The sequence below is a fragment of the Paenibacillus amylolyticus genome (assembly GCF_003719335.1).
Classification (GTDB): domain Bacteria; phylum Bacillota; class Bacilli; order Paenibacillales; family Paenibacillaceae; genus Paenibacillus; species Paenibacillus amylolyticus_D.
The window spans coordinates 637,712-662,449 of the sequence record NZ_RIAS01000002.1 but is presented as its reverse complement, the minus strand read 5'-3'; the positions used below and the strand labels follow the sequence as shown (position 1 = coordinate 662,449).

Here is a 24,738-nt window from a genome sequence, read left to right as displayed (position 1 = left end):
AGGGTTGCAGGAAATGCTCCATTTTGTAGGACAAGCTTTAACCAGCTTCATTGCTTCAGCTGCGTTTGGCATTATTTTCAATGCGCCAAGACGGATGCTGCTTCACGGTGGATTTGTCGGTATGATTGGCTGGATTATCTATATTGTGCTGGAGTACGCGGCAGATGCTGTTCCGGCCACACTGGCCGCAACGATTGCTGTTGGGGTCATCAGTCAGCTATTCTCCCGCATGTTCCGGGCACCTGTCATTATTTTTAGCGTGGCAGGTATCATTCCTCTCGTGCCGGGTGGACTGGCGTATAATGCGATGCGTAGTTTTGTGCAAAATGATTACAGTGCTGCCATGGAGATGGCAGCCAAAGCACTGATGTTATCGGGTGCTATCGCCGTAGGACTTGTACTATCAGAGGTATTAAACCAGATGATTCAGAGCCTTTCCCGTTCAACCCGCATTAAGTCCACCTCCAAATGAAATCCTCAATGGCAGGTTGATCATCTCGCAAAAAAAGCCCATCGTCTGCAAGCTGGAGTTTTGACTTAGCTCCGTTCTTGTAGGCTATGGGCTTTTTCGTTTTTGAGATCAAATGAAAATTAAAACGATCTCCTTCTCGTTTACTTGATAAACGTATTTTTTACACGCACCGATTTCAGAAAATACGGAATAAAAATACAGCACGTCAACAGTGAGCGAATGATCAGGTTAAAAGCAGGGGTCGCATCCAGCACATGTTCTTCCCTTCCCACCTCGTTCTGGGCAATAAGAATCCAGGTAGCGATACCGATCATCAGATTGACAATGTACTGTATAATCATCAAACGTGGGAAAAGCCGCTTTCTTCGGTATAAAAGAACAAGATTCACAACAACGATGACAAACAGAATAACGCTGCTAATGAATCCAAACCACAGCAGCGGCTTTATGACTTCCGTATACAGCTGCGGGTCGATGCCCCGACTTCCTTCCCATCGTGCTGGATCCATGATCACCGCAACCTGTGAAATATCCGAGAGTAAAAATACCAGTGAAGCCCAAAGACTAATCTGAATTAAAATCAACCAGCCGCCCAAACCCGAAATGCCTGGAAGTTCAGGCCTGGTGCCACTTTTGGACGAATACATATCTAGATCCTCATCTTGCTTACCATATGAACTATTCATGATACCCTCCTTATAACAACATAAGAGCATCTATTATAACTTAATATCTGTATGTTGTGTTATAAAAAGGAGAATATTCTCTTACAGATCGAGCACGAGTATCAATTGAACTTTCCGCTCCCTTATTCCCTTTCCTTTATTCCTTGCTACGTTTCATCACCGTTCCGAACAACTCCGCTGCAGTTCCGCTTCCGGACTTTAAGTAATGTTTCGCATCCGTATAATCAAATCCCATCCACACGACACCCGTCCATTTCCTTGTATATCCGGCAAACCAGATATCCCGATTTGCTTGCTTGGGCACATTCGGCAATGCGGCCTGTGTCGTCCCCGTTTTGCCAGCGACATGATCATCAGGCAACTGGGCACGCTTTCCTGTTCCTTGGCTTACGACAAGCTGCAGCATGTTCGTTATTTCTTGAGCCGTTCGCCTCGTGATGACTTGTTTATTTTCTGAGCGATGGCTATAGATAACTTGCCCACGGGCATCCGTTATTTCACGTATAAAGTGTGCACGATTGAATCTCCCTTCGTTGGCAAATACAGCATATGTTTGCGCGAGCTTAAGCGGCGAGACACCTTGATGCAGCCCCCCAAGGGCAACGGACAGATTCATATCTTCATCCTGTAATTGAATTCCCATTCGCTGAGCGAACCCTTTGGCCTGGTTCAACCCGATTTCGTGCAGCAGCCAAACCGCAGGCGCATTGATTGATTTTTGCAGAGCCTCCGACAACGATACCGTACCTCTATACCTTCCTCCCACATTGCCCGGCTGGTAATTCCCGTAACGCGTAGGCTGGTCAGGCAGCATACTTGCTGCCCCGAATCGTCCAGACTCCAATGCAGGGCCATAGACAATGACGGGTTTAAATACGGATCCAGGCTGCCTTGCATTCTTCAGAGCACGATTCATATCTCCCTTCACAGGATTTCGTCCGCCCATCATGCCCTTCACTTCGCCGTTATGTTGATCAAGGATAACCATGCTGGCCTGTACCTGTTGATTTTCTCGGTCATCCGGAAACCAGACATCTTCCTCAAATGTCTTCTCCATTGCCCGCTGCGCTGTTGCGTTCAAGCCTGTTCGAATCGTCCATCCCGCGGAACGAATCTCGGCTTCACCCTTGCCGGTTAGAAGTGAAGCCTCCTGCATGACTGCATCCAATGCAGATGTATAGGAAGGCTGCTCCATTGCCGATGTATGTGCCGTTGACAGGCTCCTCATATTTGGAGGAAGTGCTTGGTAATCAACAACTGCGGCCTCCTGCATTTGCTTGCTCGTAATGATTCCCTGTTCATGCATCATGGAAAGAACGACCTTACGCCTCTCTTGGGAAAGAATCTCGTTATCCACCGGATTGTATATAGACGGCCCTTTTGGAATACCCGCAAGCGTCGCGATTTGCCAGAGTTTTAATTGTTTTAAATCTTCCACACCGAAATAACGCCAGGCCGCTGCCTTGACCCCATACTGCTGCCGTCCCATGTAAATCTGATTCAGATACATTTCCAGAATTTCATCCTTCGAATACTTCGTTTCCATCTCGATCGCAATAGATAACTCGTTTATTTTACGGATGAAGTTCTTATTTCTGTTCAGGTACAGATTTCTAGCCAGTTGCTGTGTGATCGAGCTCCCACCCTGGCTCCAATTCATATGTAATATATTTTCTACCATTGCCCTGCCAACACCAATGACGTCTAGACCCGCATGTCGGTAGAAACGTCGATCCTCGGTCACTAAAAAGGCCTGTTTTAACATATCCGGCATTTCTTGCAGATCGGCATGCACCATATATCCTCCGTTTGGTGTCGCCAACTTGATGATCTCTTGTCCAGCCTCATCCAGAATGACGGTTGATGAAACTTGATTCATAACTTCCGGTTGATGGCGAATAATCATTTTTCCATACGAAAACAAATAGATGTACAGCAGCACCAGTAGAACCGCTACAATAACAGCAACATCATACAATCGATAGATCGAACGTTTTATCTTCATATTTAACATGATGGTTCCCCGGACTTAACCTTCATTCCAGAGCAATCTTTATTCGCTGTGAGCGCCGCAATCGCATTGATCTGATCACTCAATTGCCGCAATTCACCACCACTTAACACCTGAATTGGTGCAGGATTCCGGCCATTAGCAAGTTCATGGGTTCCCCGCACAAGGGCTTGCATGTCTTCGCTTATTTTCTGAGAACGAATCCAGAAAAACAAAAGAAACAAACCTGCACCTATAAGCAAACCGATCGGTTTCTTCCCTATATGATTAATGCACCAATGTACGAGATGAGTAAACCAGGCAGCCTCATGGAACATCAAACGATAAGCTAATCTCATGATCTGGTACATAACAAAAAGAAGCACGATGCTGAGAACCGCGCTTGCTCCGCAAATATAGATGTATTTCATTCGAACGGTGTTAAATCTCGAACTCATCTTCGGTATCCTCCTCATACTTCAAACAGATTGATAGAGGTAGCATACCGAATAGTTCTTAAAGAAGCGTTGTTAACTTCTTATCAAATTCTTAATTTACATATCTAAAGCTTAATATGAGAGGTATGATATGTAACATTCTACTCTTCCAATGGAGTATGGACGGGTGGTTTTATGGCTGGAAAACGGGTAACAAAATCCGTCCGGCCCTGATCACTATAGGCCGCAATCTGCCCCTGATGCAGTTCTATCATGGATTTGGCAATGGCAAGTCCCAGTCCTGTGCCTCCTGTATCACGAGAACGTGATTTATCTACTCGGTAGAAGCGTTCAAACAGATGTGGTAAGTCCTGAGCCGGGATCGGTTCCCCGTAATTGCTGATACGTACCACAGCTTCTCCCTCTTCAAGAGCAAGGCCAATTTCCATTACTTTGCCCTTTGCACCATATCGAATCGCATTGCTGAACAAGTTTTCATAGGCTCTAACGAGTTCTCCCGGAGCAGCCTGGATCCATAAAGGCTCTTGGCCTCCAACGATCGTATAGGTCATTCCTGCTTCTTCAAGCATTGGAGCGAATTCTTCGGCGAGTTGCATGAGGAATGGAGTCAGATTCAGTGGTCTTAAAGACAACGGCAGACTTCCGCCGCTGACTCGAGTATATTCAAATAAATCATCAATGAGTTTGCGCAACGTCAAAGATTTCTCATAAGCGATACTGACGTAATAACGCATTTCTAATTCATCCTGATACCGATCCTTCTCGATATACTCCAAAAATCCAAGAATCGAGGTTAAGGGTGTCCTCAAATCATGCGAGATGCCTGTAATCAGATCATTTTTGGCTGCAACTGCACTCCGTTCTTCCTGAAGAGATCGCTGGAGTTGTTCAGCCATCTGGTTGATGCTCGCCGCAACCACACCAAATTCATCGGAAGTCTTCACCTCAATCCGATGTGACAATTCCCCTTTGGCAACTTCCTGAATACCCGCCGTGATCTCATCCAGGACAACCATCACTTTGCGAGTGAACAGAAAGAAAAACAGCACAAAACTGATGATTCCTACAGCAATCATCAGCGGAACAGAGCCAATATGATTCACTAGCCAGCGAACCACTTGCCCCGGAATCGTGTAATTCGGATATTGCTGATTTTCCAGAATCGTCTCGCCCACTTTACCTGCTCCATACAATATCACCGCAGTCAAAATGCCACTTAACATAAATGCGTAAATAAACTTCCAGCGTACCGTATTAATCCATTTCGAATTCATGGTAGAAACTCCCTGTTTGTATCATTCAACCTACGCGTAACATCCAGCCTTCTAGCAGCATTTAACCTGCTCGTGACATATAACCTAAATCGGTTTAATCATCTTGTATCCGACACCCCATACAGTCTGAATGAACTTCGGGTGTTTACTGTCGTGCTCAATCTTCTCACGCAGTTTACGAATATGCACCATGACCGTGTTGTTAGACTCCATGAATTCTTCTTTCCAGACTTGACGGTAGATCTGTTCCATACTAAGTACCGATCCTTGATGCCTAGCGAGCAGTTCAAGCACTGCAAATTCCCGGGGGGTAAGATGCACAGGCCTGTCATCCACCCACACCTCATGTGTGTCTGTATTAATAATCAGATCATCAATGATCCATTCATGCTCCTTGCTTTCTCTGCCCTCATTAAACGTATGATACCTGCGAAGCTGGGACTTGGCTCTCGCCACAAGCTCAAGCGGATTGAACGGCTTGGTTAAATAATCATCAGCGCCGATGCTCAGACCCGTTATTTTATCGATATCCGTACTTTTTGCAGACAGCATTATTATTGGCATTTTCTGCTCTTCGCGAATTTTCATACACGCTTCAATTCCGTCCATATTGGGCATCATGACGTCCAGAATAATGAGATCAATGTCTTCCGTCTTAAGCACCTCTAGAGCCTGTATTCCGTCATTCGCAGTAAAAATCCGGTACCCTTCATTGCCAAAATAAATTTCCATCAATTTAATAATATCCTGCTCATCATCGACAAGCAGTAGTGATGCTGGTTGTGCCACGGCATATTTCCTTTCTGCTTCACAAGTGCTACATCGGTTTAAACCGAATATCTAAGCAATCTATCTGTACACAGTATACCACTTTGGAATCAACCTACGGAAATCATCGTGATCTTCGCGCACCTGTTCAATCTTCATCATCATCTGATCTGTTTCTTCCGGCTTCACGTTCTGAATCCACACCACTGAAGATACCAATGCCATGGCCATATACAGTGAATACATGTTCCAGAAACCCTCATCCGGCTCACGTCCGTCAAAGTATCCCTGTATCTGTCCAATGGAATAAGGAGTACTGACCTTCGCAGCGAACAAACCCAGTTTCAAAAATTCATGCACAGGATCTCCTTGGTCTGCTCGGTTAAAATCAATTACTCCAGCCAGTTCACCATTGTTCACCACCAGATTAGCGGGATGAAAGTCATCATGCTGAAAACCATCGGGACGTTCTTTCATCCACTCCAGATGATCCTCAATAAAATTCAAAATAGGTTGATCTCTCTCCATTACCACAGGACACGCCTTGTATTGATCCACGTAGCGTCGATGCTTCTTACTCTTTCGTACGTACCATGACTCGCCCTGTTTCTCTACAGGCAGCCGATGGATACGCTTCAACTCGGCACCCGCTTGCAAGCCGATGGAATGTTGCTGTTGCTCACTCATTGAAGGTAATACCTCGGAAGCGTCTTCTCCCTCAAGATAATTCAAGATCATATATCCATTGTTTTCATCCAGCCTGCCAATGCCAAGCGGTGTCGAGCAAAGAACCCCCATTTGCTTCAATGCTTCTAAAACATGAACCTCTTTTTGTTTACTATCTATATCTCGGTATGGAAAGATTCGCAGCAATACATTTCCTTGGCCTGAAACAGCAATTTTGAACTTGTGATCCAGGGAATATCCTTTGGATATTCGTTCAATCTGCTTCGCCTCTCGAAGTTGAGGAATCACTTTCACAAGCTCGAGTACTCCACGCTCAGTTGAAGATAGATTCCCATTATGCATGAATTCTACCAACTGTATCCCTCCATTGTAGGTATGTGCCACCTAATATATGTATTGATGATATGTATTCGTTTAGACAAACATTGCCGTCTTGGGTTCTCTTCCCGTCAAGGTTAACATCGTATAGAGTTGTCCTCTATGATGGTACATATGACCCATCATTTCAAGTAACCATTCCAAACGGCTGTAGGAAGCACCCCAATATGATGTTGTGACATGAAGCAATTCTTCCGTCGTAAACTGCATGTACCGCTGGTAGAGAAAGTTCCGGTTCTCTATGAATGAATCCTTGATCTGGTTCACCGAACAAACGCAGTTCTCTTGGTAAAATTGAGTCATTTCCTCTTCCGATGACCCTTCGGATATGTACAGATCTGCGCGACAGACTAACGCTAGATGCGAGAGTAACTCCCTTATAGAACGCTTGCCCTCAATCGGAGTCAGGTCCAAATCTTCTTCACTTAATTGATCGCAAATATCAACTAATGACGAAACCGCCGTATCAATATGTTTGAATGCAGACTCAATCAACACTATCACTTCCTTTTCATCCCATTATACAGAACGTATGATCTCATTTCAACCTATGTACTTCCTTTAACTATTTAAACACGCTGGCGCCTCTGATTAACATATGCGCTCAAAAAAAGTCCCTCCTCCTCTTATAAACGAGGATTCAGGACATTTTGTTACAACTATTGAATAATTATTCTCCTAATTTATGGGATGACACTCGACTTTGTATAAAAATGAACTATAACTTAACTGGAGTAAATAGAACAACATGTACGATCAAATTGCTCGGCCTCCAGGTCAGCCCCTCGAATGAAAAACTGTAATTCACCGCAATCCAGCCACTGAAAACCGATTGCATCATGCGTATCTATTTTCAAGAGCAGCAGTGTGTCGGATAATTCTTCCCACGCACGCTCTTCATCCCCATCGTAATGCGCCGTCAGCTTCTTCACACATTCCTGCTCACTGCCGCCGTATGCCTCACCCAGCTCAATATAACTCAAAGCCTGATGTTCTGCATCAGGATGCTGCCCATCGGGGTAACCAAACATGCCGCCCCAATTCAGCGGGCTTGGGTGATTCCAGTCGGATTCGAATTCCAGATAACGGTCAAGCCAGCGGCCTTCCAGAGCTCCCTCTTCATCGCGAACTGCCTCTGAAGTATTCCCCTGTTCAGCCAACGCCGCAGCATCTATGTAAGCATAAGTAGGAAGCTCAAGGTTAGGCAAGACGGTAACCGAATGCGCTATCGTAGGCTCTCCCCCCAGAGCGGTAGCCCCGTCAGGTTCGCGTTTTACAAGATTATATGTAGACGGTTCGTAGATCACTCGATGTTCAATCGGATAAGCTGCATCCACACTGCCAATAAAAAAGTACAACATGCCCCGCTCCGGCAACGTTCCGCGCCCGTCATTCGGTGTATACGGAGACAAATCCACCATATTCAGCTGGGCCAGAAAAGTCATTGGCACCCCGTCCTCCGTAAGCGGCCAGTCCAGATCTTCTGGCAGATCAGGATGTCCGCCAACACGCGAATTTCCTGTTCTGCGATATTCATCCGTTGTGGACACATCCAGGCGAATACCCCAGCGCCCAGCATCCAGCACCAGATCGGCAACAGCACCGAGACCGTATTCTTCTTCGAGGGTTTTGCGTGCTTTTCTAGTCAGACGTTCACATTGTTCCGGCTTAATCATATAGATCCTCCCTTTTTGACGTTACACCTATGCTGAGACTTATTCACGTTCACACCTGTATATTCTTCCGCCTTGTCTTTTTTCCCTGCTTTCTGTGTAAAAAAGAGGCTGACCTTCGTCAGCCCCTATCTTTTCATATACTTTTGTTATCGATTTGAATCAGAAGACTTCTGTTGATAAGCAATCATATGCTCCTCACCATCCAGAAATTCATGCGACTGGTGCGCAGCCATCACCCCATGATAACTGATGTCCAGACCAAGGTCTTCCTCTTCCTCGGTTGAACGGACAGGAACCACTTTGCCAATGAGCTTCAGTCCGAACCAGGTCATGGCGAATCCCCAGGCGACCAACGCAGTCAGACCCAGCACCTGAACGCCAAGCAGCTTCCAGCCGCCGCCCATGAACAATCCTCCGTCCGTAGCAAACAGACCTACAGCAACAGTCCCCCACATTCCCGAAACGGCATGAACCGGAAATGCACCTACCGGATCATCAATGCGCATGCGATCCAGCCAGTTCGTAGCAGCCATCATCAACAGACCGGAGACAGCGCCGATGAATATCGCTGCCAGATCACCTACAAATGCACAGCCTGCTGTGATGCCTACCAGTCCAGCTAGTGAACCATTAATGACAGACGGTGCATCGGAACGATTAAAGCGGAACAAGGTATAGAGCAACGTAGCCGCACCACCCGCAGCCGCGGACAGCATCGTAACGATGGCGATGTGACCGATTCTGACATCAGTTGCACTCAATGTACTTCCTGCATTAAATCCAAACCAACCGAACCATAACAGGAAGGCACCTACCGATGCCAGCGGCAGATTGCTTGGCAGTGCAATTGCACTTACACCAAGCGGTGTGTATTTCCCTTTACGTGGCCCGATAATAATAGCCGCCGCCAGTGCAGAGAAACCACCCAGTGCGTGAATCACAGCTGAACCTGCAAAATCCTGCATGCCCAGCTGACTGAGCCAGCCGCCACCCCAAGCCCAGTGTCCGCCAATCGGGTATATAATCGCCGTCATCAGGATGATATACAGCAGGTATGCACGGAAATTGATCCGTTCGGCTACCGCACCGGATACGATTGAAATGACGGCAATCGTGAACGCGGCTTGGAATAGCCAAAACGTCTCCAGGGATACCGGCACGTTCAGATGAGAGAGATCACCGTTCAGGAAAAAACCTGTCACTCCTATAAACCCTCCTGCATCCGAACCATACATCAAGCCAAAACCAATCGCATAAAACAATAACGTACCAATCGTAATATCCGCAAATACTTTCATGATGATATTCACACTATTTTTATAACGTACAAAACCAGCCTCCAGCAAGGCGAATCCGCCCTCCATCAACAAAATCATCGCTGCGCTGAGAACAACCCAGACCGTGTCGATTCCGGAGCTTAACGTTTCCAAAGTCATGCCTGTACATCCTCCGTTTCACTAAGCTGTCTGATCTCGCGGATCGTTTCAGGCGAGAGCTCAATCTCTTCCTGCCGGTTATGACTAGCGAGCTGAATACGTCCCATGATCAGATCAAGGTCACGGATACGCCTGCGAATCTGCTCCATTTTGCGGAATCGTTCCTTCACCTGAACCATATATTCCACCGCTTGGTGATGAGAAGCTGGACGTCCCGCAAACCATTTGCGAACAGGAGACAGCGACTGATAAGCCACTTCCTCAGCTCGTCGTTTTTGTTCAAACTGTTCAATCTTCTGCTTGAGCGTTTCGATCTCATTTTCTTTTTTGACCTTCAACCGTTCGATAAGGTACAATAGATCGGACGATGATATTTGCAATGCTGTATGGTGATACACCTCGTCGATTACTAACATATCATGTCAGGACTCCTTACATATCAAGTTACTTGTTACCGATTATAGTTTGCCGGGGTGTGCCCGTCAATCTTTTTTTCGTTTTATGGAAGCCGTTGTATACAATTCAGCATACCCAATTTAAGGGTATGTTTTTTTATTTTCTCCACAAATTCACCTAACAAGGGATAATGTATGTGAAGTTCGCATTTGCTCATTTTGTGTTTTATGCTGGTTATACAGGGTTTTATATGTTCGGTTGGACATATAGAAATAGTAATGTTATTGTAATAAACCTAAAGAGAGGATGTTTATGATGTTTGAACGTAATGACGAAATACGTAACCAAATCTGGGAGGCTATCTCTGGGTTAGATGAAGATCAATTGAACCGGAAACCTTCCCCGGAACAGTGGAGCATTATGCAAGTGTTACGGCACTTGAATCTGATGGAAAATGTAATCACCAAGCAAGCTCGTCTTGCAGTGGAAAAAGAACAGAATGTGTCCATTGAGAAAAAGCCTTATGAAATGTCTCTGGACCGCAGCAGATCTGTCGAAGCCCCTCCTCATGTGCAACCACCAACTGAGCCTGAGAGACTTGCGGATATTCGTAGGGATCTGGCTGAGTCCCATCAAGCACTGGAACAGTTTGCACGCGAGCATGATGTTGCCCTGTTACGCAGCAAGTCCTTCCCTCACCCGGCGTTTGGTGAGATGGATCTTGCACAATGGATCGATTTTACAAGCTACCACGAGGAACGTCATCTGGGACAGATTCGCGAGATCAAGCAGCAACTGGGACTGTAAATGGGTTCATGGTTTGTAAAATAAGCAAAAAACCTCCGCATTCCACTTATAGTGGATACGGAGGTTTTTCTTTATTTAGATCTGCGCCTCTTTCAGGCGGTGATCTGTTCCAATTTTTTTCCCCAGAATCACAAGATCCCGATCCACGCCATCCAGCACCGCCACTTCAGGATAAAATCCCCACTGTTCGAAGCCATGCTTGCGCAATAACCCCAGACTCGGCTCGTTATGCCCAAATACAAATCCTAGAATCGTCGTGATTCCCAGCTCAGGACAAGCCTCGAATACTGTATTCAGCATCAACCCACCGGCCCCAATTCCACGGCACTGCTGATCGACGTATACGCTGACTTCCACCGTCCCGTTATACGCTGGGCGCCCATAAAACGAACTGAGACTGGCCCATGCAACAAGCTGTCCATCCCGTTTCATTACCCATAAAGGACGACGATCCGGTGTATGCTCATTAAACCATGGCAAACGTTGCTCTACCGTCACCGGTTCCAAATCCGCCGTGACCATGCGGCTCTCGATGGTTGAATTATAGATCTCCACAATTCTCGGCAAGTCTTCGAGACATGCATATTCGATCTGTACCTTTTCCAGTGTCATTCCCTATTCCTCCATTGACCTCTATAAGTTGAACTAAGAATTTACACAGTCCACTCCGATGACAGAATAACCTTTCAATCGCTGTTATCCCCAGATTTTTTTGATCCCCTTTTCCAAAGGGAAAAATCCGGTGATAAAGGCGCTAAGCTTATGCTTCCGATGTAGCTTTCTTGCAGAAAGCTTTTAGCTTCGCTTTTTCAGGTTTTTTCTGTCCTCTCCGTTAAAGTGTAAATAAAATTTTCACCTTATCCAGCTCTAATCTCATTCACAACCAAGTTCAAGGCTATAATTAATTATAGAGGCTATTATAATGGAAAATGGAAGCTGGCGTACAGCATGTTATACCCATACCGCGACAACAAGTATTATCAATAAAATGTTTTTCGCCTGACCTGCTTACTCTGGCAGTCCCTGAACGGTATTGCCCCGTGTCAACTCCTGGCTCTGATCGGCCCAGCGAATATTGAGAGAACGTGACGTGAACAGGTCTGGACCATCGGATACCTGGAAGTGCAAGTGAGCTTCACTGGAGTTGCCCGAATTACCCAGATCTCCGATGCGATCCCCCTGCTTGACTTTATCTCCTTTTTTCACCGCTACACTGCCTTTTTTGATGTGCCCCGTAATACTGTATTCTTTATTGCCATGATCGATAACAACATAATTACCCGCCGGCTCCTCTGGATTCATTACGCCAGGCACATTATCCTCAATATCGTTCTTGATCTCCACTACCGTACCATCCGCGGCAGCATAGAGCGGCTGACCAAAGGCATAATAGTTGGCATTATCCTTGGCATCGCCCTGATAACTCGCCCCGTCTTTCGTCTGAACAATATCGAGTGCATAGCGCTGTGTTTCATGCTCGTAATGATAATTTTCCAGAACACTATGACCTCCCCAGAAGACATACATCTCTCCTTTCATCGGGAACTGAAATTCGGTCTTGGTCAGCTTGTTATCTGTATCGGGATGTGGTTCCAGTGGAGTAATCCTTAATCCGGCAATCTGATGATCTTCTGTAAAATTGGCGACGATCCCTTTGGTTCCTGTATCGTCTGTCCACGCATGTTCAGTCAAACCATTGATCTCAGCATCCACCACCTGCTTCCACGACTTCACTCCTATCAAAAAGCTGTCAGCAGACGCCTTGAAATCTTCCAAGGAAACAACTTGCTTCATGTCAGGAGTAAACTGATTATAAATCGCTTCTTTGGAACCATTCGTCAATGTATCCAAGAGATTATCCGGTGTTACCTGTTGATCTGTCGAACCATCATTTTGTTCTTTGCTTGAAGTGTCACCGTTATCCTTTTGATCCTTCACCTGTTCTGTAGCTTGCTTCTCAGCCTGCTTTGCTTCGTCAGAGGTAATTTTGTTGCTTGTACAAGCAGAGAGTACGGCAAATGCTGTCACGGTTAGAAGCAGTAGTTTCCATTTCCTATTCATCATTCAACACCCTTTCTGTTTATCTTTTCTTGCTTACCTCAAATGTACATCATGAGTCTTATGGTTTGTCTAACCTTCACTTACATCTAGTTAAACTTATGGCCCTACCCAAGCTTTATAATTAAGCTTCTGTTAAGGCAACCTATCTTCCAATCGGTCTCAAGAATGTTATGATGGGCAATATACCAAGAAAGAGAGTAAAGAGGAGGTTAGCATTACATATGGATCATGTCTCAATACTGCTTGTTGATGATGAACAAGCGATTTTACATATGCTCCAAACCGTACTGCTCAAAGAACAGTTTCTCGACATTGATACGGTCACTACAGGTGAAGCAGCGCTCGAAGCATGCAGCAACAAAACGTATCATTGTATCGTGCTTGATATTATGCTTCCAGGGAAAAGCGGCTTGGAAATCTGTCCCTTTCTACGCCAGGTCACAGATGCCCCTATTCTGTTCCTAACCGCCAAAACAACGGACTATGACAAACTGACCGGATTTGCCGTTGGCGGCGATGATTATGTCGTTAAACCGTTCAACCCGCTGGAAGTTGTTGCAAGAATCAAATCACTTCTGAATCGCTATTTACCTTCCAAAGCGACAGCGGTTTGGCAGCAACAACAAAGCATTTCATTACACGCAAATACGTCATCTGCCGACCTATCGCAAGGCATTTATGATTTTGGACGATTTCAAGTGTTTGAACTGGCTGGGGAGCTGCGTGTTCAAGGACAGGCTGTAACCTGTCCGGCACTGGTGTTCCAGCTGCTTCTATTCTTCTGCAAACATCCAAACCGAATCTTCACCAAATCTGAACTGTATGAACGGGTGTGGGGCTCAGAAGCCATCAGCGACGACAACACGGTTATGGTGCACATCCATCGCATTCGGGAACGCATTGAAGAAGACCCTTCCAATCCGGCTTTTCTTGTTAACGTGCGCGGTTTGGGGTACAAACTGATCCTGCCTAGTAACCTGTCACGGACATGAGTATTCGCCGCAAGTTATTGACTCGCTTCATCGGTATGCTCACTGGCACGGTCATTCTGATTATTTTGTTAGGATCACTTGCTACCATCTGGGTTTTGCAAAAAGTGAATGAAGTGAATATTGTAGATGACTTTGCAATTAACGGATTGGATCAACTTATTAATACCGCCGAGATCCTGCCGGATAACACGATACGATACGATCCCGATCTGCTCAAGCAGGTGGATAAAAATCATGGCTGGCTTCAGGTTCTGGATGAAAAGGGCTATGTCATCGACGATTATCATGTCCCTTCCGATGTACCAGACCACTACAAACCAGGAGAATTGATCGCCTACTGGGAAGCTAATAAACCGTTCCCCTACCAGCTATCCATGCTGATCCGGGAAAAGGACGGGAAAAATTTCACGTTATTATACGGAGAGCGAAATGCGGCCAAATCCTTACTTGATGAAATCCGTCCAAAGCTGTCGTATGAGGGCGGCAAACTGACTGTGAAACCTGCTGAGCAAGAAACGATTCGCAAAGCAGATGCCTACATCCAAATATTGGACCCTTATGGAAAAGAAATCGACTCTTACAACAAACCGGCTGTTGGCGTGCCGAACCAGTACAGTATTCAGGATCTCGTTCTCCAAGTTCGTTACCCGAATCGTTCAGGCATATCGGTCGCCACATGGTACGATAACCAAAACGAAACGACCTGGATGGTAAGTGTAAGGATTGACTCAACTGTCATTGAGAAACAGAATCCATACGCTTTTATTCTTGAACCGGCGCTCATCGTCTTGATCTTGTCCATCGTTGCGCTACTGATTTTACTCGCTTTATGGTACGCTAATCGATTCGGCGCTCCGATGCTGCACATGCTTCAGTGGTTGCAACGTCTGGAACAAGGGAAGTATGAGGAACCAACTGGAGCATCAGGTGTTCCGCGGAGCCAACGCCGCAATGGAAAATGGAAGCGCAAATATCAAGTGTATGGTGACGTACTCCACTCCATGCAAGCGTTGTCCCATACACTCAAGCAGGATGAGGAACTACGGAAACAAACGGATTCCCTTCGAGAGGAATGGATTGCTGGCATCACGCACGACCTCAAGACACCTCTTTCCTCCATTCAGGGATACGCGCATATGCTGGAAACGGACAAATACACCTGGACGGCTGAAGAAGTTCGAGAATTCGCAGGCATCATAATAGACAAATCCATGTATATGGACAGACTTGTGAATGATCTTGCGATGACCTATCGGCTGCGGAGTGGAGGATATCAACCTGAGGTTGAACGAACTGACGTAAATACGCTACTTCGTGATCTCGTGCAGCGAGCCGAGTGCAACCCTGCGTACGGTGAAGGACGTATTGTTTTCCAATCTGCAGACGCACCTGTCTATGGGCTAGTACACGTTCCTTCTTTTGAACGGATTGTAGATAATCTCACTGCTAATGCTCTGCTGCACAATCCGCCCGACTCTGGTCTGGTTGTTCGTGTGACTGTTGGTGAACGTGACGGTGAATTTACAATCGAGTTTGCCGATAATGGACGAGGCATGAGTCCCGAGACCGTGTGGAAGCTATTTGAACGCTATTACCGAGGTACAGATACGGGAACGAGTGATGTGGGATCAGGACTTGGCATGGCGGTTACGAGAGGTTTAATCGAGGCAATGAAAGGCCGAATTGAAGTGTCATCTACACCTGGCGAAGGAACGACGATTCGATTGATCTGGATGCAAAATACAAAAGAAATGGGCTAGCCCGCATTCGAACATTCCACTTGACCTTTCCATTTTCAGTCTATATAATCGACTCTCAAGTAACACCTGTTCCAATGACTACATTAAATTCTGCACACTACAGGATCAACGGCTCTGAAATATCCTAGCGATATTCAGTTCCTCGCATCCTTCATATTTAGCGATGACCAGAGACATGATTTGGATTGCGTGCTGCCCAGAGAGAGAAGGGATTGGTGAAACCTTCTTCAGCGAACGAATCCAAGTTACCCCTCTGTAGCCGTGATCTCGAACCTCCGACAATGTATAAATAATGCGCAGATCATCACAATAGTTTACTTCAATCGATGATCTAGCAAGATGGTTACATGTACGGTCAGTAGAGTTCACCGCCTGATCCCCGTTAACGGATTCCAATGAGGGTTATGTTGGGTTCTGTTTGCGGCGGCTGGCCGAGAGCAGAATGCAGCATAACCAAATTAGGGTGGAACCACGAGCCAAGCGCACTCGTCCCTTCTCCGGGACGGGTGTTTTTTGCGCTTCCAACACAAAAATATGGGAGAGTGGTTCACATGAGTCAAGAAAAACGGGAGTATGCAAGCGAGCATTTATCCTTGGGTGATCAACACGCAGCAGCATCTGAATCGTTGGCAACGGAATCGTCGATTGAAAAGATTGAAGTCCAGTTGCAAGGCGGTGCTGTACGTAGTTACAAAGCAGGCATCACTGTAGCCGAAGTTGCCTCTTCGATCAGCACAAGTCTTGGCAAACAGGCGATCGGTGGGATCTTGAACGGCCAGAATGTCGATCTGAGCGGAAAACTGGAGCAGGACTGCGAACTCATCATCGTTACACTGGACAGCGAGGAAGGTCTGCACCGATATCGTCACAGCACAGCACATGTGCTGGCACAGGCACTGAAACGGTTGTATGGCGCAGACCACGTGAAGCTGGGTATCGGCCCGGTCATTGAAGATGGATTTTACTATGATGTCGATCTGGAGCAGACCCTCTCTATCCGTGACCTAGAAGCCATTGAACGGGAAATGAACAAAATTATTCAGGAAAATTGGCCCATCCGCCGCAAAGTGGTTAGTCGGATGCAAGCCCTGGAGCGATTCGAAGCCATCCATGACCCTTACAAGCTGGAGCTTATTCGTGATCTGCCAGAAGACGCTGAACTTTCGATCTATGAGCAGGGTGAGTTTTTCGACTTGTGCCGCGGGCCTCATCTCCCATCCACTGGCCGGATCAAAGCGTTTAAACTGCTGAATGTCGCTGGTGCCTACTGGCGCGGAAATTCCGACAACAAAATGATGCAGCGTATCTATGGCACTGCTTTTCCGAACAAGGCCCAGTTGCAGGAACATCTTCACATGCTGGAAGAGGCGAAAAAGCGGGATCACCGCAAGCTTGGCAAAGAGCTGGAGCTGTTTATGTTCTCTGAGGAAGCCCCCGGCATGCCCTTCTATCTGCCCAAAGGCATGACTGTTCGTACAGCGTTGGAGCAATTTTCACGGGAGTTGCAGCTTCAGGAAGGATATCAGGAGGTTCGAACTCCGCTGATGATGAACAACCGCCTGTGGGAACAGTCGGGTCACTGGGAGCACTACAAGGACAACATGTACTTTGCGGACGTGGATGACGCTACATTTGCCTTAAAACCGATGAACTGCCCCGGACATATGTTGATTTTCAAAAACACACTGCATTCCTATCGCGAATTGCCGATTCGCATGATGGAATTTGGTCAGGTTCACCGTCATGAATTCTCAGGAGCCCTAAATGGCATGATGCGGGTGCGGACGTTCTGTCAGGACGATGCCCATCTCTATGTGATGCCTGAACAGATCGAAGACGAGATCAATCGGGCGATCTCCCTGATTGGGCGGATGTACGACATTTTTGGATTCGATTATAAAATCGAGCTCTCCACACGCCCCGAGGATTCCATGGGCTCAGAAGAATTATGGGATCAGGCGGAACAGGCGTTACGCAATGTGTTAGATGCACGCGGTGTCGAGTATCGAATTAACGAAGGCGACGGCGCCTTTTACGGGCCGAAGATTGACTTTCACATTCTTGATGCGCTGAAGCGAAGCTGGCAGTGCGGAACGATCCAGCTTGATTTTCAGATGCCGGAGAAATTCGATCTTACTTATATCGGTGAAGACGGTCTGAGACACCGTCCAGTCGTCATTCATAGAGCTATTTATGGCTCGATTGACCGTTTCATCGGCATTTTGACTGAGCACTATGCAGGTGCGTTTCCACTCTGGCTGGCTCCTGTACAGGTCAAGCTGATTCCCGTATCGGATCATTATGCCGACTATGCACTTGAAGTGCAAAGTAAACTACGGGCAGCAGGTATCCGTGTAGAAACCGATTTACGCAATGAGAAGCTTGGTTACAAGATTCGTGAAGCACAGATGGAAAAAGTCCCTTATTCGCTTGTACTTGGCGAACAAGAGAAAAATGCCTCATCCGCCTCTGTCCGTGCATACGGTCAGGGAGATCAAGGCATGCAGCACATCGATGCTTTTGTCCAGATGCTTCAGCACGCGGTGATGAATAAGATTTAATCCTGAAAAATGAATGGAGTAATACAATTCTTTTTAGGGAGGCGATGCATGGTAAAGATTTCCTCCCTTTTCACGAAGCGCACTCAGGACTGCTCACGCTGCTCAGACAGTTATAAGAAGTTATAACCTCTCGTCAGGCTGCAAACCAACCTGTTCTTCGCTCCACGTCCATAACTGCTGGGCGGCCGCATCATCCAAAGCATGGTCTTTCAAACGCTGCTCCTTCTGCTGATAGAAGTACCGCCCAGTCACCCCGGTGACTTCTGGACTTGTTGCCAAGTAAATCGCTGTCCGGGCCCCTTCCTCGGGTGTCAGGAAAAACGGCAGCTTGGCTGCAAGTGCCATGATGCGGGTGCCAAATCCGGTGTTGCGATCCACTCCGATGCTGGTGCCTACTGCACCTGGATGTAAACAGTTCGCCGTAACGGAAGTTCCCGCGAGCTTACGAGCAAGCGCCCGGGTAAAAAATACGTTAGCCAGCTTGGATTGGGCGTAACTTTTGATCGGATTATAGCCTTTTCGCAAATGCGGATCATCAAAATGAATTTTCCCGGCTTTGTACGCCCCAGAAGACACATTTACAATTCGGCCCTGTTTAGCAGATTTGAGTGGTTCAATGAGGAGCAACGTGAGCAGGAAGTGACCCAGGTGATTAATGCCAATGCTTTGCTCGAAGCCATCCGACGTTTCTTTGCGCTTCACCATCACCACGCCTGCATTATTCACTAGTACGTCCAGGTGATCATAGCGCTCGCGGTACTTTCGTGCAAACTGGCGGATGCTGTCCAGCGAACCGAGATCACACAGCATCAGCTCGATACTGGTAGAGCCGGATTCGCGTAAAGCTTGCTGAAGCGCCTCTTGTCCTCTCTTTTCGCTGCGGCATGCCATAATGACGTGATACCCTTGCTCGGCAAGTTCAATGGTAGTGGCCAGTCCCATCCCTGAGTTGGCTCCTGTAACGATGGCTGTCTGAATGGACATGAGGTGCCCTTCCCTTCTGAACCGGAGGTTCCGTGAATTATTTTAACGCTAAGGCATTATGATCCAGAATATGAGATAATACAGTGATCACCTGATCAGCATCATTCATGATTAGATCGTGCTCCATTCACATCTCGGTACCCATGGGAGGACAAGTCGTATGCTAACCCAAGAGGATTTCAAACACGTCAAGAAACTCGCCAAGCTTGAGATCAAACTGCTGGAACAGGAATATCGCGATATTCTGAACCATGACGATTCCTCAATATATGAAGAATACGAATGGCTGAACGAAGAACAGTCAAGCGAGCTTACCCGCAAACGCAAAAACCGGAGATACGCTTCGCTAACGATGGAGTTATGCTCTATTATGGAACAGATGTTATTACAGCTTTACAAACGTACGTATCAGAAAAAGTTTAATTCGACCCAGCTCATGAAAACTCCTGCTTACCGGGCACGCTCTAACATGGAGATGCTGGAGGCCGAACTGGGCAAGCAGCATATTGCTTTGAAATCTGGCAAAGAGCCATGCAGCGCAGCGCTCCATCAGGCGTTCCAGACAAGGAACAGACTGATTCACGAGAACTTCTCGTTCGCAGCGATCGTGAAAGACGGCAGCAACGAGGAAGAAACGTTCGAAACGATTTTACATGCGGTGAAAAAATATAGAAAACATCTGAGCTATGAACTGAACGTTCAGAATAAGGAGTAAGTAAGTGATTACTTGTACGTTGCTTAATGCATAATGGGAAAATGAACAAGGTACAAGGTACAAGGTACAAGGTACAAGGTACAAGGTACAAGGTACAAGGTACAAGCTGAGTTTACTGTCCCTTATTAAAAACACAACCTTATAAGGAGGTGCTCCGGACACATATCCGGATATTTTATGAGCCAACCTATACCATCCATCACAGTTCTAACACTCAACATTCCAACACCTTCGGGCAACAGCCCTATTCATCCTGTGCTTCTTCGTGACGAGGACGGACACACATTAGTAGATACGGGCATGATTGGCCAATTTGACGAATTACAATCTACACTCGAAGAGTTGGACGTCTCTCTCTCCGACATTAAACGTGTGATTGTGACGCATCAGGATATCGATCATATTGGTAATCTGGGTGCTCTGCTGGATGCTATTCCAGGCCTGGAAGTCTGGGCTCATACGGATGAAATTCCTTATTTGACAGGTGCAAAACCTCTGATCAAATTCACGCCGGAACGCCGTGCCATGCTGACCGCTCCTGTACTTGCTCTAGCAGATCAATTGCTGATGCAGCTGCCTGAGATCAACATCAGCAGAACACTTGCGGACGGCGACATCCTTCCGCTCCAAGGCGGAACACAGGTGATTCATACACCAGGACATACGCCAGGCCACCTGTGTTTTTATTTTAGCGAGCAACAGTTCCTGCTTGCTGCCGATGAACTGCGAGTCGTCGAAGATGAACTGGTCGGCCCAGCTCCACCAGCAACGCCGGACATGCCCGAAGCACTGCGCAGTCTGAAGAAATTGACGGGCCTCAACGTAGATAAAGTTCTCTGCTACCATGGGGGAGAATATACAAAAGAGCCTGCAAAGCGCATTGCGCAACTTGCCGAGAATTCGGAAGCTTAGGTGTAAGATTACAGTTTGTGCATGAGACACAGTGGAGGCTAGAGCTTTATAATCATTTGGGAGGACACGATGTGTAGCATTTGAGTCACATAAAACCTTCTCACAGTGTACATTGGTACACAGGCTTTCTAAGTTAGCTTGTGCTTTCCCTAATAACTCTAAGTAAATTCCATAACTATATTGCCTGTAATTCAAAAGCTGTCCTTCGTCTGTATACTGGCGGGGACAGCTTTTTTTGAATTTTATCGATGGATGCAGCTGCAATTAACAGAGCAGAGCTATATCGAGTGAGCGGAGCCCTCCACCTCCCAGAGGTTGAGTACTTACCTTCTGCCTATTCAATACGCCGTAGTCCGCCAAAAATTCTAACGATCACCAGAAGCCTTATTTGGCCCGATTCGCCACGTTTTACTTTCTAACGATCACCAGAAAGCTTATTTACTCCAATTCGTGATGATTTCACCCCATTATGCGCATTTTCAGCGAAATAACGTCTGTGGTGATCGTTAAAATTCACAAACCCTCAAAAACTGCAAAATAAGCTCGCCTGTGATCGTTAGAATTAAGTCCGAGCCATTACCCTTACACCCGGCGTTTAGTAGTCTGCAAAACCCTACCCTACCCTACCCTTTCCTGTCCCCCCCTGTGACGCCTAACCCCTTTGCTCTTTTACTCCTTAACTCCTTAACTCCTAATTAGGAACGTTTCCTCATTTACTCTGTAATCCCCCTCTACCTGCACTCTCACTTCCCCGATCTAACGATCTTCCAACCAATCCAGCTAAATAAACGCTATCCTTCCGGAGTAAGCACAATCAATTTATCATCCCCGTCACGCGGTGTGCCCCGGCCATCGCGATTGTTTGTTAGTACGTACAGCTTACCGTCTTCACCGACGCTGACATTACGTATACGACCCCATTCATCTTCGAAAAAAGGGACCACCTGCTCGGCCTTCGTACCGTCTTCGGACAATATAACCCGCAGGAGCTGCTCCCCTCTCAGATTCGCAGCCACCAATGAACCCGCCCACGGGCCTTCCGTAATGAAAGCTACACCCGAAGGCGCCCAAGTATCATTCCCGCTATGTGCCAGCGGAGCCTGATAGGTTCCGTTATCATCGTCGTCGCCCTCTACTTCGGGCCAGCCATAATTCTCCCCGGCAACAATCCGGTTAATTTCGTCATGATTGCGCTGACCGTGTTCGGTCGCATAGAGATAACCGTTATCCGGATTCCATGCCAGCCCTTGAGCGTTACGATGTCCCATACTGTATACGGGGGAATTCGGCCAAGGGTTATCTGAAGGGATCGACCCATCGAGACCAATGCGCAATATTTTTCCACCAAGGCTATCCCGGTTCTGTGCCAATTCCGGTTCATAACGCTCACCTGTGGTGATATACAGCAGCTGGTCCGGTCCGATCTTGATTCTTCCGCCATTGTGATTGACCCCGCCTGGAATGCCAGTCAGAAGCTCTTTGTCGATTACCGCTTTTCCATCTGTCACCTTCAGGCGCAGCACGCGATTGGCAATATCTTGCCCTTCCAAGTACGAGTGGTAGGCATACAGATAACCGTTGCTCTCAAAGTCTGGATCTGCCTCTAGCCCAAGCAGTCCACCTTCTCCCTCTTCGTTAAAGGGTGCCTCGAATTCAATTAGCGGCTCAGACTCCAGTTTTCCATTCGTAATGACTCGAATCGCGCCCGGGCGCTCAGTCACAAACATCCGCCCATCGGCAACCTTCACCATCTCCCAAGGTGCATTCAATCCCTCGACCAGAACAGAAGCTTGATAGGGAACGACCGTACTTTCTTGCTCATCAACCTCGCCAGTATCTGCTTCATTATTGCCTCCGGTTGCCGTCTGTCCTTGACCAGCTCCCTCTCCTTGAGACAATGGTTGCGAATCTGACGTCGGTGTGCCGGGAGCACAGGATGCGGTTAACAAAGCCATGCTAAGCAATGAGGCATACAGCGGCACAGTTAATCGATTGTTCATGACGAATCAAACTCCCCTTTCAGCTTCATTGAATTGAGTATAAAACGTGGATCAGCTTCTCTCCCTCATTTTCGTATGTTGCCTGAAGTCGTGACGCGTCATATGTGTGAGTCTTTGATTCATGTGTCTGCCTGCCGATTTGTCTGTGTCTCTGTGTCATATGACTGTAAAGCAAGTTTATGTTGTGTGTCTGTGCTGCGTTTCGTGTTGTATGCCTGTATCGTGTGTCTGTGTTGTCTCTCATGTTGTGTTCCTGTATCGTTTATCTGTGTTGCAAGTCTCTATATGTCTAGTATATATGCGTCTATTCCTTCAGCCAACGTCCCACCTGTAAAGCGGTTTCGCCCTGTATTACCCTTGCCACTCTTCGTCTAAACGGTAAAAACAGGCATTCCTTGGCTCAAAATTCGCCGCCAGTTTAGAATTTTTTCAACATCTTCTATAATAGAAGAAACAGACGCTATAGTGTTAAGCAAACACGGTGTATTAAAAAGAGCGTACATATGAAAGGTGGATATATCTAATATGAACCAAACTCCTTTATCCAGACTGGAAGCCGATCTGTCCAAGCAAGGGCTCGACGCCATGCTCATCACAGATCCAAAACATATTTATTATCTGACGGGATATGCGAGCAATCCGCATGAACGTTTTATGGGCCTCATGCTGGCACGCGGTGAAGATCCGTTGCTGATCGTGCCTGCACTGGACGCGGATGCTGCAGCGGCAGCTTCTTCTGTGTCCAACATTGCTACACATTCGGATACGGATAATCCCTACGCGCTGTTTGACCGATATCAAGGACGACTGGGCCGGGTAGGTTTGGAAAAAGAATACGTTACCGTCTCTCGTTATGAGCAATTGAACTCCGCTCTCGGCGGTGCAAGCTTTGAAGATGTCGGTTCGTTGCTGCGCGCACTGCGCGTGAACAAAACACCAGATGAAGTCGCTCGTATTCGCCATGCCATCTATTTAATTGAAGAGACACTGCGCCAAGGTCTCACCCATGTACGTGCAGGCGTTACGGAGATCGAGCTGGTCGCTGAGATGGAATATCAGATGAAAAAACTCGGAGCCGACGGTCCCTCCTTTGATACAATGGTGCTGACCGGACCCAAAACAGGCCTGCCGCATGGTACGCCTGGTGATCGTAAACTGCAGCACGGGGATTTGCTTATGTTTGATATGGGTGTGTACGCCGGAGGATATGCGTCAGACATTACGCGTACTTTTGCTTTTGGAGACATTTCACCGGAGCTGCGAACCATCTATAATACCGTACTCGCCGCCAACGAAGCCGCGATACAGGTAGTTAAACCAGGAATTACCTGTGCATCTGTTGACCGCGCTGCTCGTCAAGTGACGATTGATGCAGGATACGGCGAGCGTTTTATGCACCGTGTCGGGCATGGACTCGGCATTGATGTGCATGAGTATCCTTCCCTACATGGAGAGAACATGGATCTGCTTCGCGCAGGAACCGTGTTTACCATTGAACCAGGTATTTACACCGCAGCAGGCGGCGTGCGTATTGAGGACGATGTACTGGTAACCGAGACAGGTGTAGAGGTACTCACAACGTATCCCAAAGAACTGCAAATCCTGACGGACTAAATCCGCAAGTAAGCAAGTAAGCAGCCGCAGAACACGATAAATACACCGTGATTAATACAAAAAGTCCCGCAACCCATGACAACATGGCTTGCGGGATTTTGATTCTTGCGA

At 47.0% G+C, this 24,738-nt stretch carries 23 protein-coding genes; 8 read left to right on the top strand and 15 right to left on the bottom strand.

Annotated features, from left to right (window positions below; all coding sequences use genetic code 11):
* The first annotated feature begins 13 nt into the window (after nucleotides 1-13).
* Nucleotides 14-472 carry a threonine/serine exporter family protein gene (locus EC604_RS06725; RefSeq protein WP_123063368.1) on the top strand — a complete coding sequence of 153 codons (459 nt, stop codon included), beginning with the start codon at nucleotides 14-16 and terminating at the stop codon, nucleotides 470-472.
* Between the two features lie 140 nt (nucleotides 473-612).
* On the opposite strand, the gene EC604_RS06720 is transcribed toward EC604_RS06725, so the two are convergent.
* From EC604_RS06720 to EC604_RS06675, 10 genes are all read right to left on the bottom strand, one after another.
* The gene (locus EC604_RS06720; protein ID WP_161556875.1) at nucleotides 613-1,158 is read right to left on the bottom strand and encodes a DUF2569 family protein; all 546 of its coding nucleotides are present in this window, start codon (nucleotides 1,156-1,158) and stop codon (nucleotides 613-615) included.
* A 136-nt stretch (nucleotides 1,159-1,294) separates the two neighbouring features.
* Nucleotides 1,295-3,163: a transglycosylase domain-containing protein gene (locus tag EC604_RS06715; protein WP_240036685.1), complete on the bottom strand. Its 1,869-nt coding sequence runs from the start codon at nucleotides 3,161-3,163 to the stop codon at nucleotides 1,295-1,297.
* A 2-nt stretch (nucleotides 3,164-3,165) separates the two neighbouring features.
* Nucleotides 3,166-3,606 (bottom strand): hypothetical protein, encoded by a 441-nt coding sequence (locus tag EC604_RS06710; protein ID WP_123063365.1) that lies wholly within the window; start codon nucleotides 3,604-3,606, stop codon nucleotides 3,166-3,168.
* 140 nt (nucleotides 3,607-3,746) lie between these two features.
* The gene (locus tag EC604_RS06705; protein WP_123063364.1) at nucleotides 3,747-4,880 is read right to left on the bottom strand and encodes a sensor histidine kinase; all 1,134 of its coding nucleotides are present in this window, start codon (nucleotides 4,878-4,880) and stop codon (nucleotides 3,747-3,749) included.
* A gap of 84 nt (nucleotides 4,881-4,964) precedes the next feature.
* On the bottom strand, nucleotides 4,965-5,669 hold the full coding sequence (locus EC604_RS06700) for a response regulator transcription factor (RefSeq protein ID WP_123063363.1): 705 nt from the start codon (nucleotides 5,667-5,669) through the stop codon (nucleotides 4,965-4,967).
* Between the two features lie 60 nt (nucleotides 5,670-5,729).
* Complete coding sequence (locus tag EC604_RS06695; RefSeq protein WP_240036684.1) at nucleotides 5,730-6,689, bottom strand: phosphotransferase family protein; 960 nt, start codon at nucleotides 6,687-6,689, stop codon at nucleotides 5,730-5,732.
* 60 nt (nucleotides 6,690-6,749) lie between these two features.
* On the bottom strand, nucleotides 6,750-7,217 hold the full coding sequence (locus EC604_RS06690; RefSeq protein WP_240036683.1) for a DinB family protein: 468 nt from the start codon (nucleotides 7,215-7,217) through the stop codon (nucleotides 6,750-6,752).
* 221 nt (nucleotides 7,218-7,438) lie between these two features.
* The gene (locus EC604_RS06685) at nucleotides 7,439-8,389 is read right to left on the bottom strand and encodes a DUF1963 domain-containing protein (protein WP_123063361.1); all 951 of its coding nucleotides are present in this window, start codon (nucleotides 8,387-8,389) and stop codon (nucleotides 7,439-7,441) included.
* 146 nt (nucleotides 8,390-8,535) lie between these two features.
* Complete coding sequence (locus EC604_RS06680) at nucleotides 8,536-9,825, bottom strand: ammonium transporter (RefSeq protein ID WP_123063360.1); 1,290 nt, start codon at nucleotides 9,823-9,825, stop codon at nucleotides 8,536-8,538.
* Nucleotides 9,822-10,241 (bottom strand): hypothetical protein, encoded by a 420-nt coding sequence (locus EC604_RS06675; RefSeq protein ID WP_123063359.1) that lies wholly within the window; start codon nucleotides 10,239-10,241, stop codon nucleotides 9,822-9,824. Before EC604_RS06675 ends, EC604_RS06680 begins: the two co-directional genes overlap by 4 nt.
* Before the next feature lie 295 nt (nucleotides 10,242-10,536).
* Between EC604_RS06675 and EC604_RS06670 the strand changes: the two genes are divergently transcribed.
* Nucleotides 10,537-11,028, top strand: a complete 492-nt coding sequence (locus EC604_RS06670) for a DinB family protein (protein WP_161556874.1) — start codon at nucleotides 10,537-10,539, stop codon at nucleotides 11,026-11,028.
* Nucleotides 11,029-11,103: 75 nt separating this feature from the next.
* On the opposite strand, the gene EC604_RS06665 is transcribed toward EC604_RS06670, so the two are convergent.
* Nucleotides 11,104-11,640: a GNAT family N-acetyltransferase gene (locus tag EC604_RS06665; protein WP_123063357.1), complete on the bottom strand. Its 537-nt coding sequence runs from the start codon at nucleotides 11,638-11,640 to the stop codon at nucleotides 11,104-11,106.
* Nucleotides 11,641-12,036: 396 nt separating this feature from the next.
* On the bottom strand, nucleotides 12,037-13,089 hold the full coding sequence (locus EC604_RS06660; RefSeq protein ID WP_123063356.1) for a M23 family metallopeptidase: 1,053 nt from the start codon (nucleotides 13,087-13,089) through the stop codon (nucleotides 12,037-12,039).
* A 221-nt stretch (nucleotides 13,090-13,310) separates the two neighbouring features.
* Between EC604_RS06660 and EC604_RS06655 the strand changes: the two genes are divergently transcribed.
* Both EC604_RS06655 and EC604_RS06650 read left to right on the top strand, forming a co-directional pair.
* Nucleotides 13,311-14,081 carry a response regulator transcription factor gene (locus tag EC604_RS06655; protein ID WP_123063355.1) on the top strand — a complete coding sequence of 257 codons (771 nt, stop codon included), beginning with the start codon at nucleotides 13,311-13,313 and terminating at the stop codon, nucleotides 14,079-14,081.
* Complete coding sequence (locus EC604_RS06650; RefSeq protein WP_123063354.1) at nucleotides 14,078-15,841, top strand: sensor histidine kinase; 1,764 nt, start codon at nucleotides 14,078-14,080, stop codon at nucleotides 15,839-15,841. Before EC604_RS06655 ends, EC604_RS06650 begins: the two co-directional genes overlap by 4 nt.
* 105 nt (nucleotides 15,842-15,946) lie before the next feature.
* Here EC604_RS06650 and EC604_RS29705 read toward each other — a convergent pair whose 3' ends face one another.
* Complete coding sequence (locus EC604_RS29705; protein ID WP_151458056.1) at nucleotides 15,947-16,237, bottom strand: hypothetical protein; 291 nt, start codon at nucleotides 16,235-16,237, stop codon at nucleotides 15,947-15,949.
* Nucleotides 16,238-16,392: 155 nt separating this feature from the next.
* Here EC604_RS29705 and thrS point away from each other — a divergent pair, with 155 nt between their 5' ends.
* The gene (gene thrS / locus EC604_RS06645) at nucleotides 16,393-18,402 is read left to right on the top strand and encodes a threonine--tRNA ligase (RefSeq protein ID WP_123063353.1); all 2,010 of its coding nucleotides are present in this window, start codon (nucleotides 16,393-16,395) and stop codon (nucleotides 18,400-18,402) included.
* Between the two features lie 120 nt (nucleotides 18,403-18,522).
* Here thrS and EC604_RS06640 read toward each other — a convergent pair whose 3' ends face one another.
* Nucleotides 18,523-19,386, bottom strand: a complete 864-nt coding sequence (locus EC604_RS06640; protein WP_123063352.1) for an SDR family oxidoreductase — start codon at nucleotides 19,384-19,386, stop codon at nucleotides 18,523-18,525.
* 160 nt (nucleotides 19,387-19,546) lie between these two features.
* Here EC604_RS06640 and EC604_RS06635 point away from each other — a divergent pair, with 160 nt between their 5' ends.
* Together EC604_RS06635 and EC604_RS06630 are read left to right on the top strand one after the other, a co-directional pair.
* Nucleotides 19,547-20,101, top strand: a complete 555-nt coding sequence (locus EC604_RS06635; RefSeq protein ID WP_123063351.1) for a hypothetical protein — start codon at nucleotides 19,547-19,549, stop codon at nucleotides 20,099-20,101.
* 177 nt (nucleotides 20,102-20,278) lie between these two features.
* Nucleotides 20,279-21,013 carry an MBL fold metallo-hydrolase gene (locus EC604_RS06630; RefSeq protein WP_123063350.1) on the top strand — a complete coding sequence of 245 codons (735 nt, stop codon included), beginning with the start codon at nucleotides 20,279-20,281 and terminating at the stop codon, nucleotides 21,011-21,013.
* Between the two features lie 791 nt (nucleotides 21,014-21,804).
* Here EC604_RS06630 and EC604_RS06625 read toward each other — a convergent pair.
* The gene (locus EC604_RS06625) at nucleotides 21,805-23,013 is read right to left on the bottom strand and encodes a PQQ-dependent sugar dehydrogenase (protein ID WP_123063349.1); all 1,209 of its coding nucleotides are present in this window, start codon (nucleotides 23,011-23,013) and stop codon (nucleotides 21,805-21,807) included.
* Nucleotides 23,014-23,538: 525 nt separating this feature from the next.
* On the opposite strand from EC604_RS06625, the gene EC604_RS06620 reads away from it, so the two are divergent.
* Nucleotides 23,539-24,627 carry a M24 family metallopeptidase gene (locus EC604_RS06620; protein ID WP_123063348.1) on the top strand — a complete coding sequence of 363 codons (1,089 nt, stop codon included), beginning with the start codon at nucleotides 23,539-23,541 and terminating at the stop codon, nucleotides 24,625-24,627.
* Nucleotides 24,628-24,738 lie beyond the last annotated feature (111 nt).

Bases quoted from the DNA above. Each gene is read 5' to 3' on its own strand.
- EC604_RS06710 (WP_123063365.1), bottom strand. From the start codon at position 3,606: ATGAGTTCGAGATTTAACACCGTTCGAATGAAATACATCTATATTTGC.
- EC604_RS06660 (WP_123063356.1), bottom strand. From the start codon at position 13,089: ATGAATAGGAAATGGAAACTACTGCTTCTAACCGTGACAGCATTTGCC.
- thrS (WP_123063353.1), top strand. From the start codon at position 16,393: ATGAGTCAAGAAAAACGGGAGTATGCAAGCGAGCATTTATCCTTGGGT.
- EC604_RS06705 (WP_123063364.1), bottom strand. From the start codon at position 4,880: ATGAATTCGAAATGGATTAATACGGTACGCTGGAAGTTTATTTACGCA.
- EC604_RS06640 (WP_123063352.1), bottom strand. From the start codon at position 19,386: ATGTCCATTCAGACAGCCATCGTTACAGGAGCCAACTCAGGGATGGGA.
- EC604_RS06715 (WP_240036685.1), bottom strand. From the start codon at position 3,163: ATGAAGATAAAACGTTCGATCTATCGATTGTATGATGTTGCTGTTATT.
- EC604_RS06670 (WP_161556874.1), top strand. From the start codon at position 10,537: ATGTTTGAACGTAATGACGAAATACGTAACCAAATCTGGGAGGCTATC.
- EC604_RS06620 (WP_123063348.1), top strand. From the start codon at position 23,539: ATGAACCAAACTCCTTTATCCAGACTGGAAGCCGATCTGTCCAAGCAA.
- EC604_RS06685 (WP_123063361.1), bottom strand. From the start codon at position 8,389: ATGATTAAGCCGGAACAATGTGAACGTCTGACTAGAAAAGCACGCAAA.
- EC604_RS06725 (WP_123063368.1), top strand. From the start codon at position 14: ATGCTCCATTTTGTAGGACAAGCTTTAACCAGCTTCATTGCTTCAGCT.
- EC604_RS06635 (WP_123063351.1), top strand. From the start codon at position 19,547: ATGCTAACCCAAGAGGATTTCAAACACGTCAAGAAACTCGCCAAGCTT.
- EC604_RS06625 (WP_123063349.1), bottom strand. From the start codon at position 23,013: ATGAACAATCGATTAACTGTGCCGCTGTATGCCTCATTGCTTAGCATG.
- EC604_RS06630 (WP_123063350.1), top strand. From the start codon at position 20,279: ATGAGCCAACCTATACCATCCATCACAGTTCTAACACTCAACATTCCA.
- EC604_RS06720 (WP_161556875.1), bottom strand. From the start codon at position 1,158: ATGAATAGTTCATATGGTAAGCAAGATGAGGATCTAGATATGTATTCG.
- EC604_RS06650 (WP_123063354.1), top strand. From the start codon at position 14,078: ATGAGTATTCGCCGCAAGTTATTGACTCGCTTCATCGGTATGCTCACT.
- EC604_RS06655 (WP_123063355.1), top strand. From the start codon at position 13,311: ATGGATCATGTCTCAATACTGCTTGTTGATGATGAACAAGCGATTTTA.
- EC604_RS06680 (WP_123063360.1), bottom strand. From the start codon at position 9,825: ATGACTTTGGAAACGTTAAGCTCCGGAATCGACACGGTCTGGGTTGTT.
- EC604_RS06675 (WP_123063359.1), bottom strand. From the start codon at position 10,241: ATGTTAGTAATCGACGAGGTGTATCACCATACAGCATTGCAAATATCA.
- EC604_RS06665 (WP_123063357.1), bottom strand. From the start codon at position 11,640: ATGACACTGGAAAAGGTACAGATCGAATATGCATGTCTCGAAGACTTG.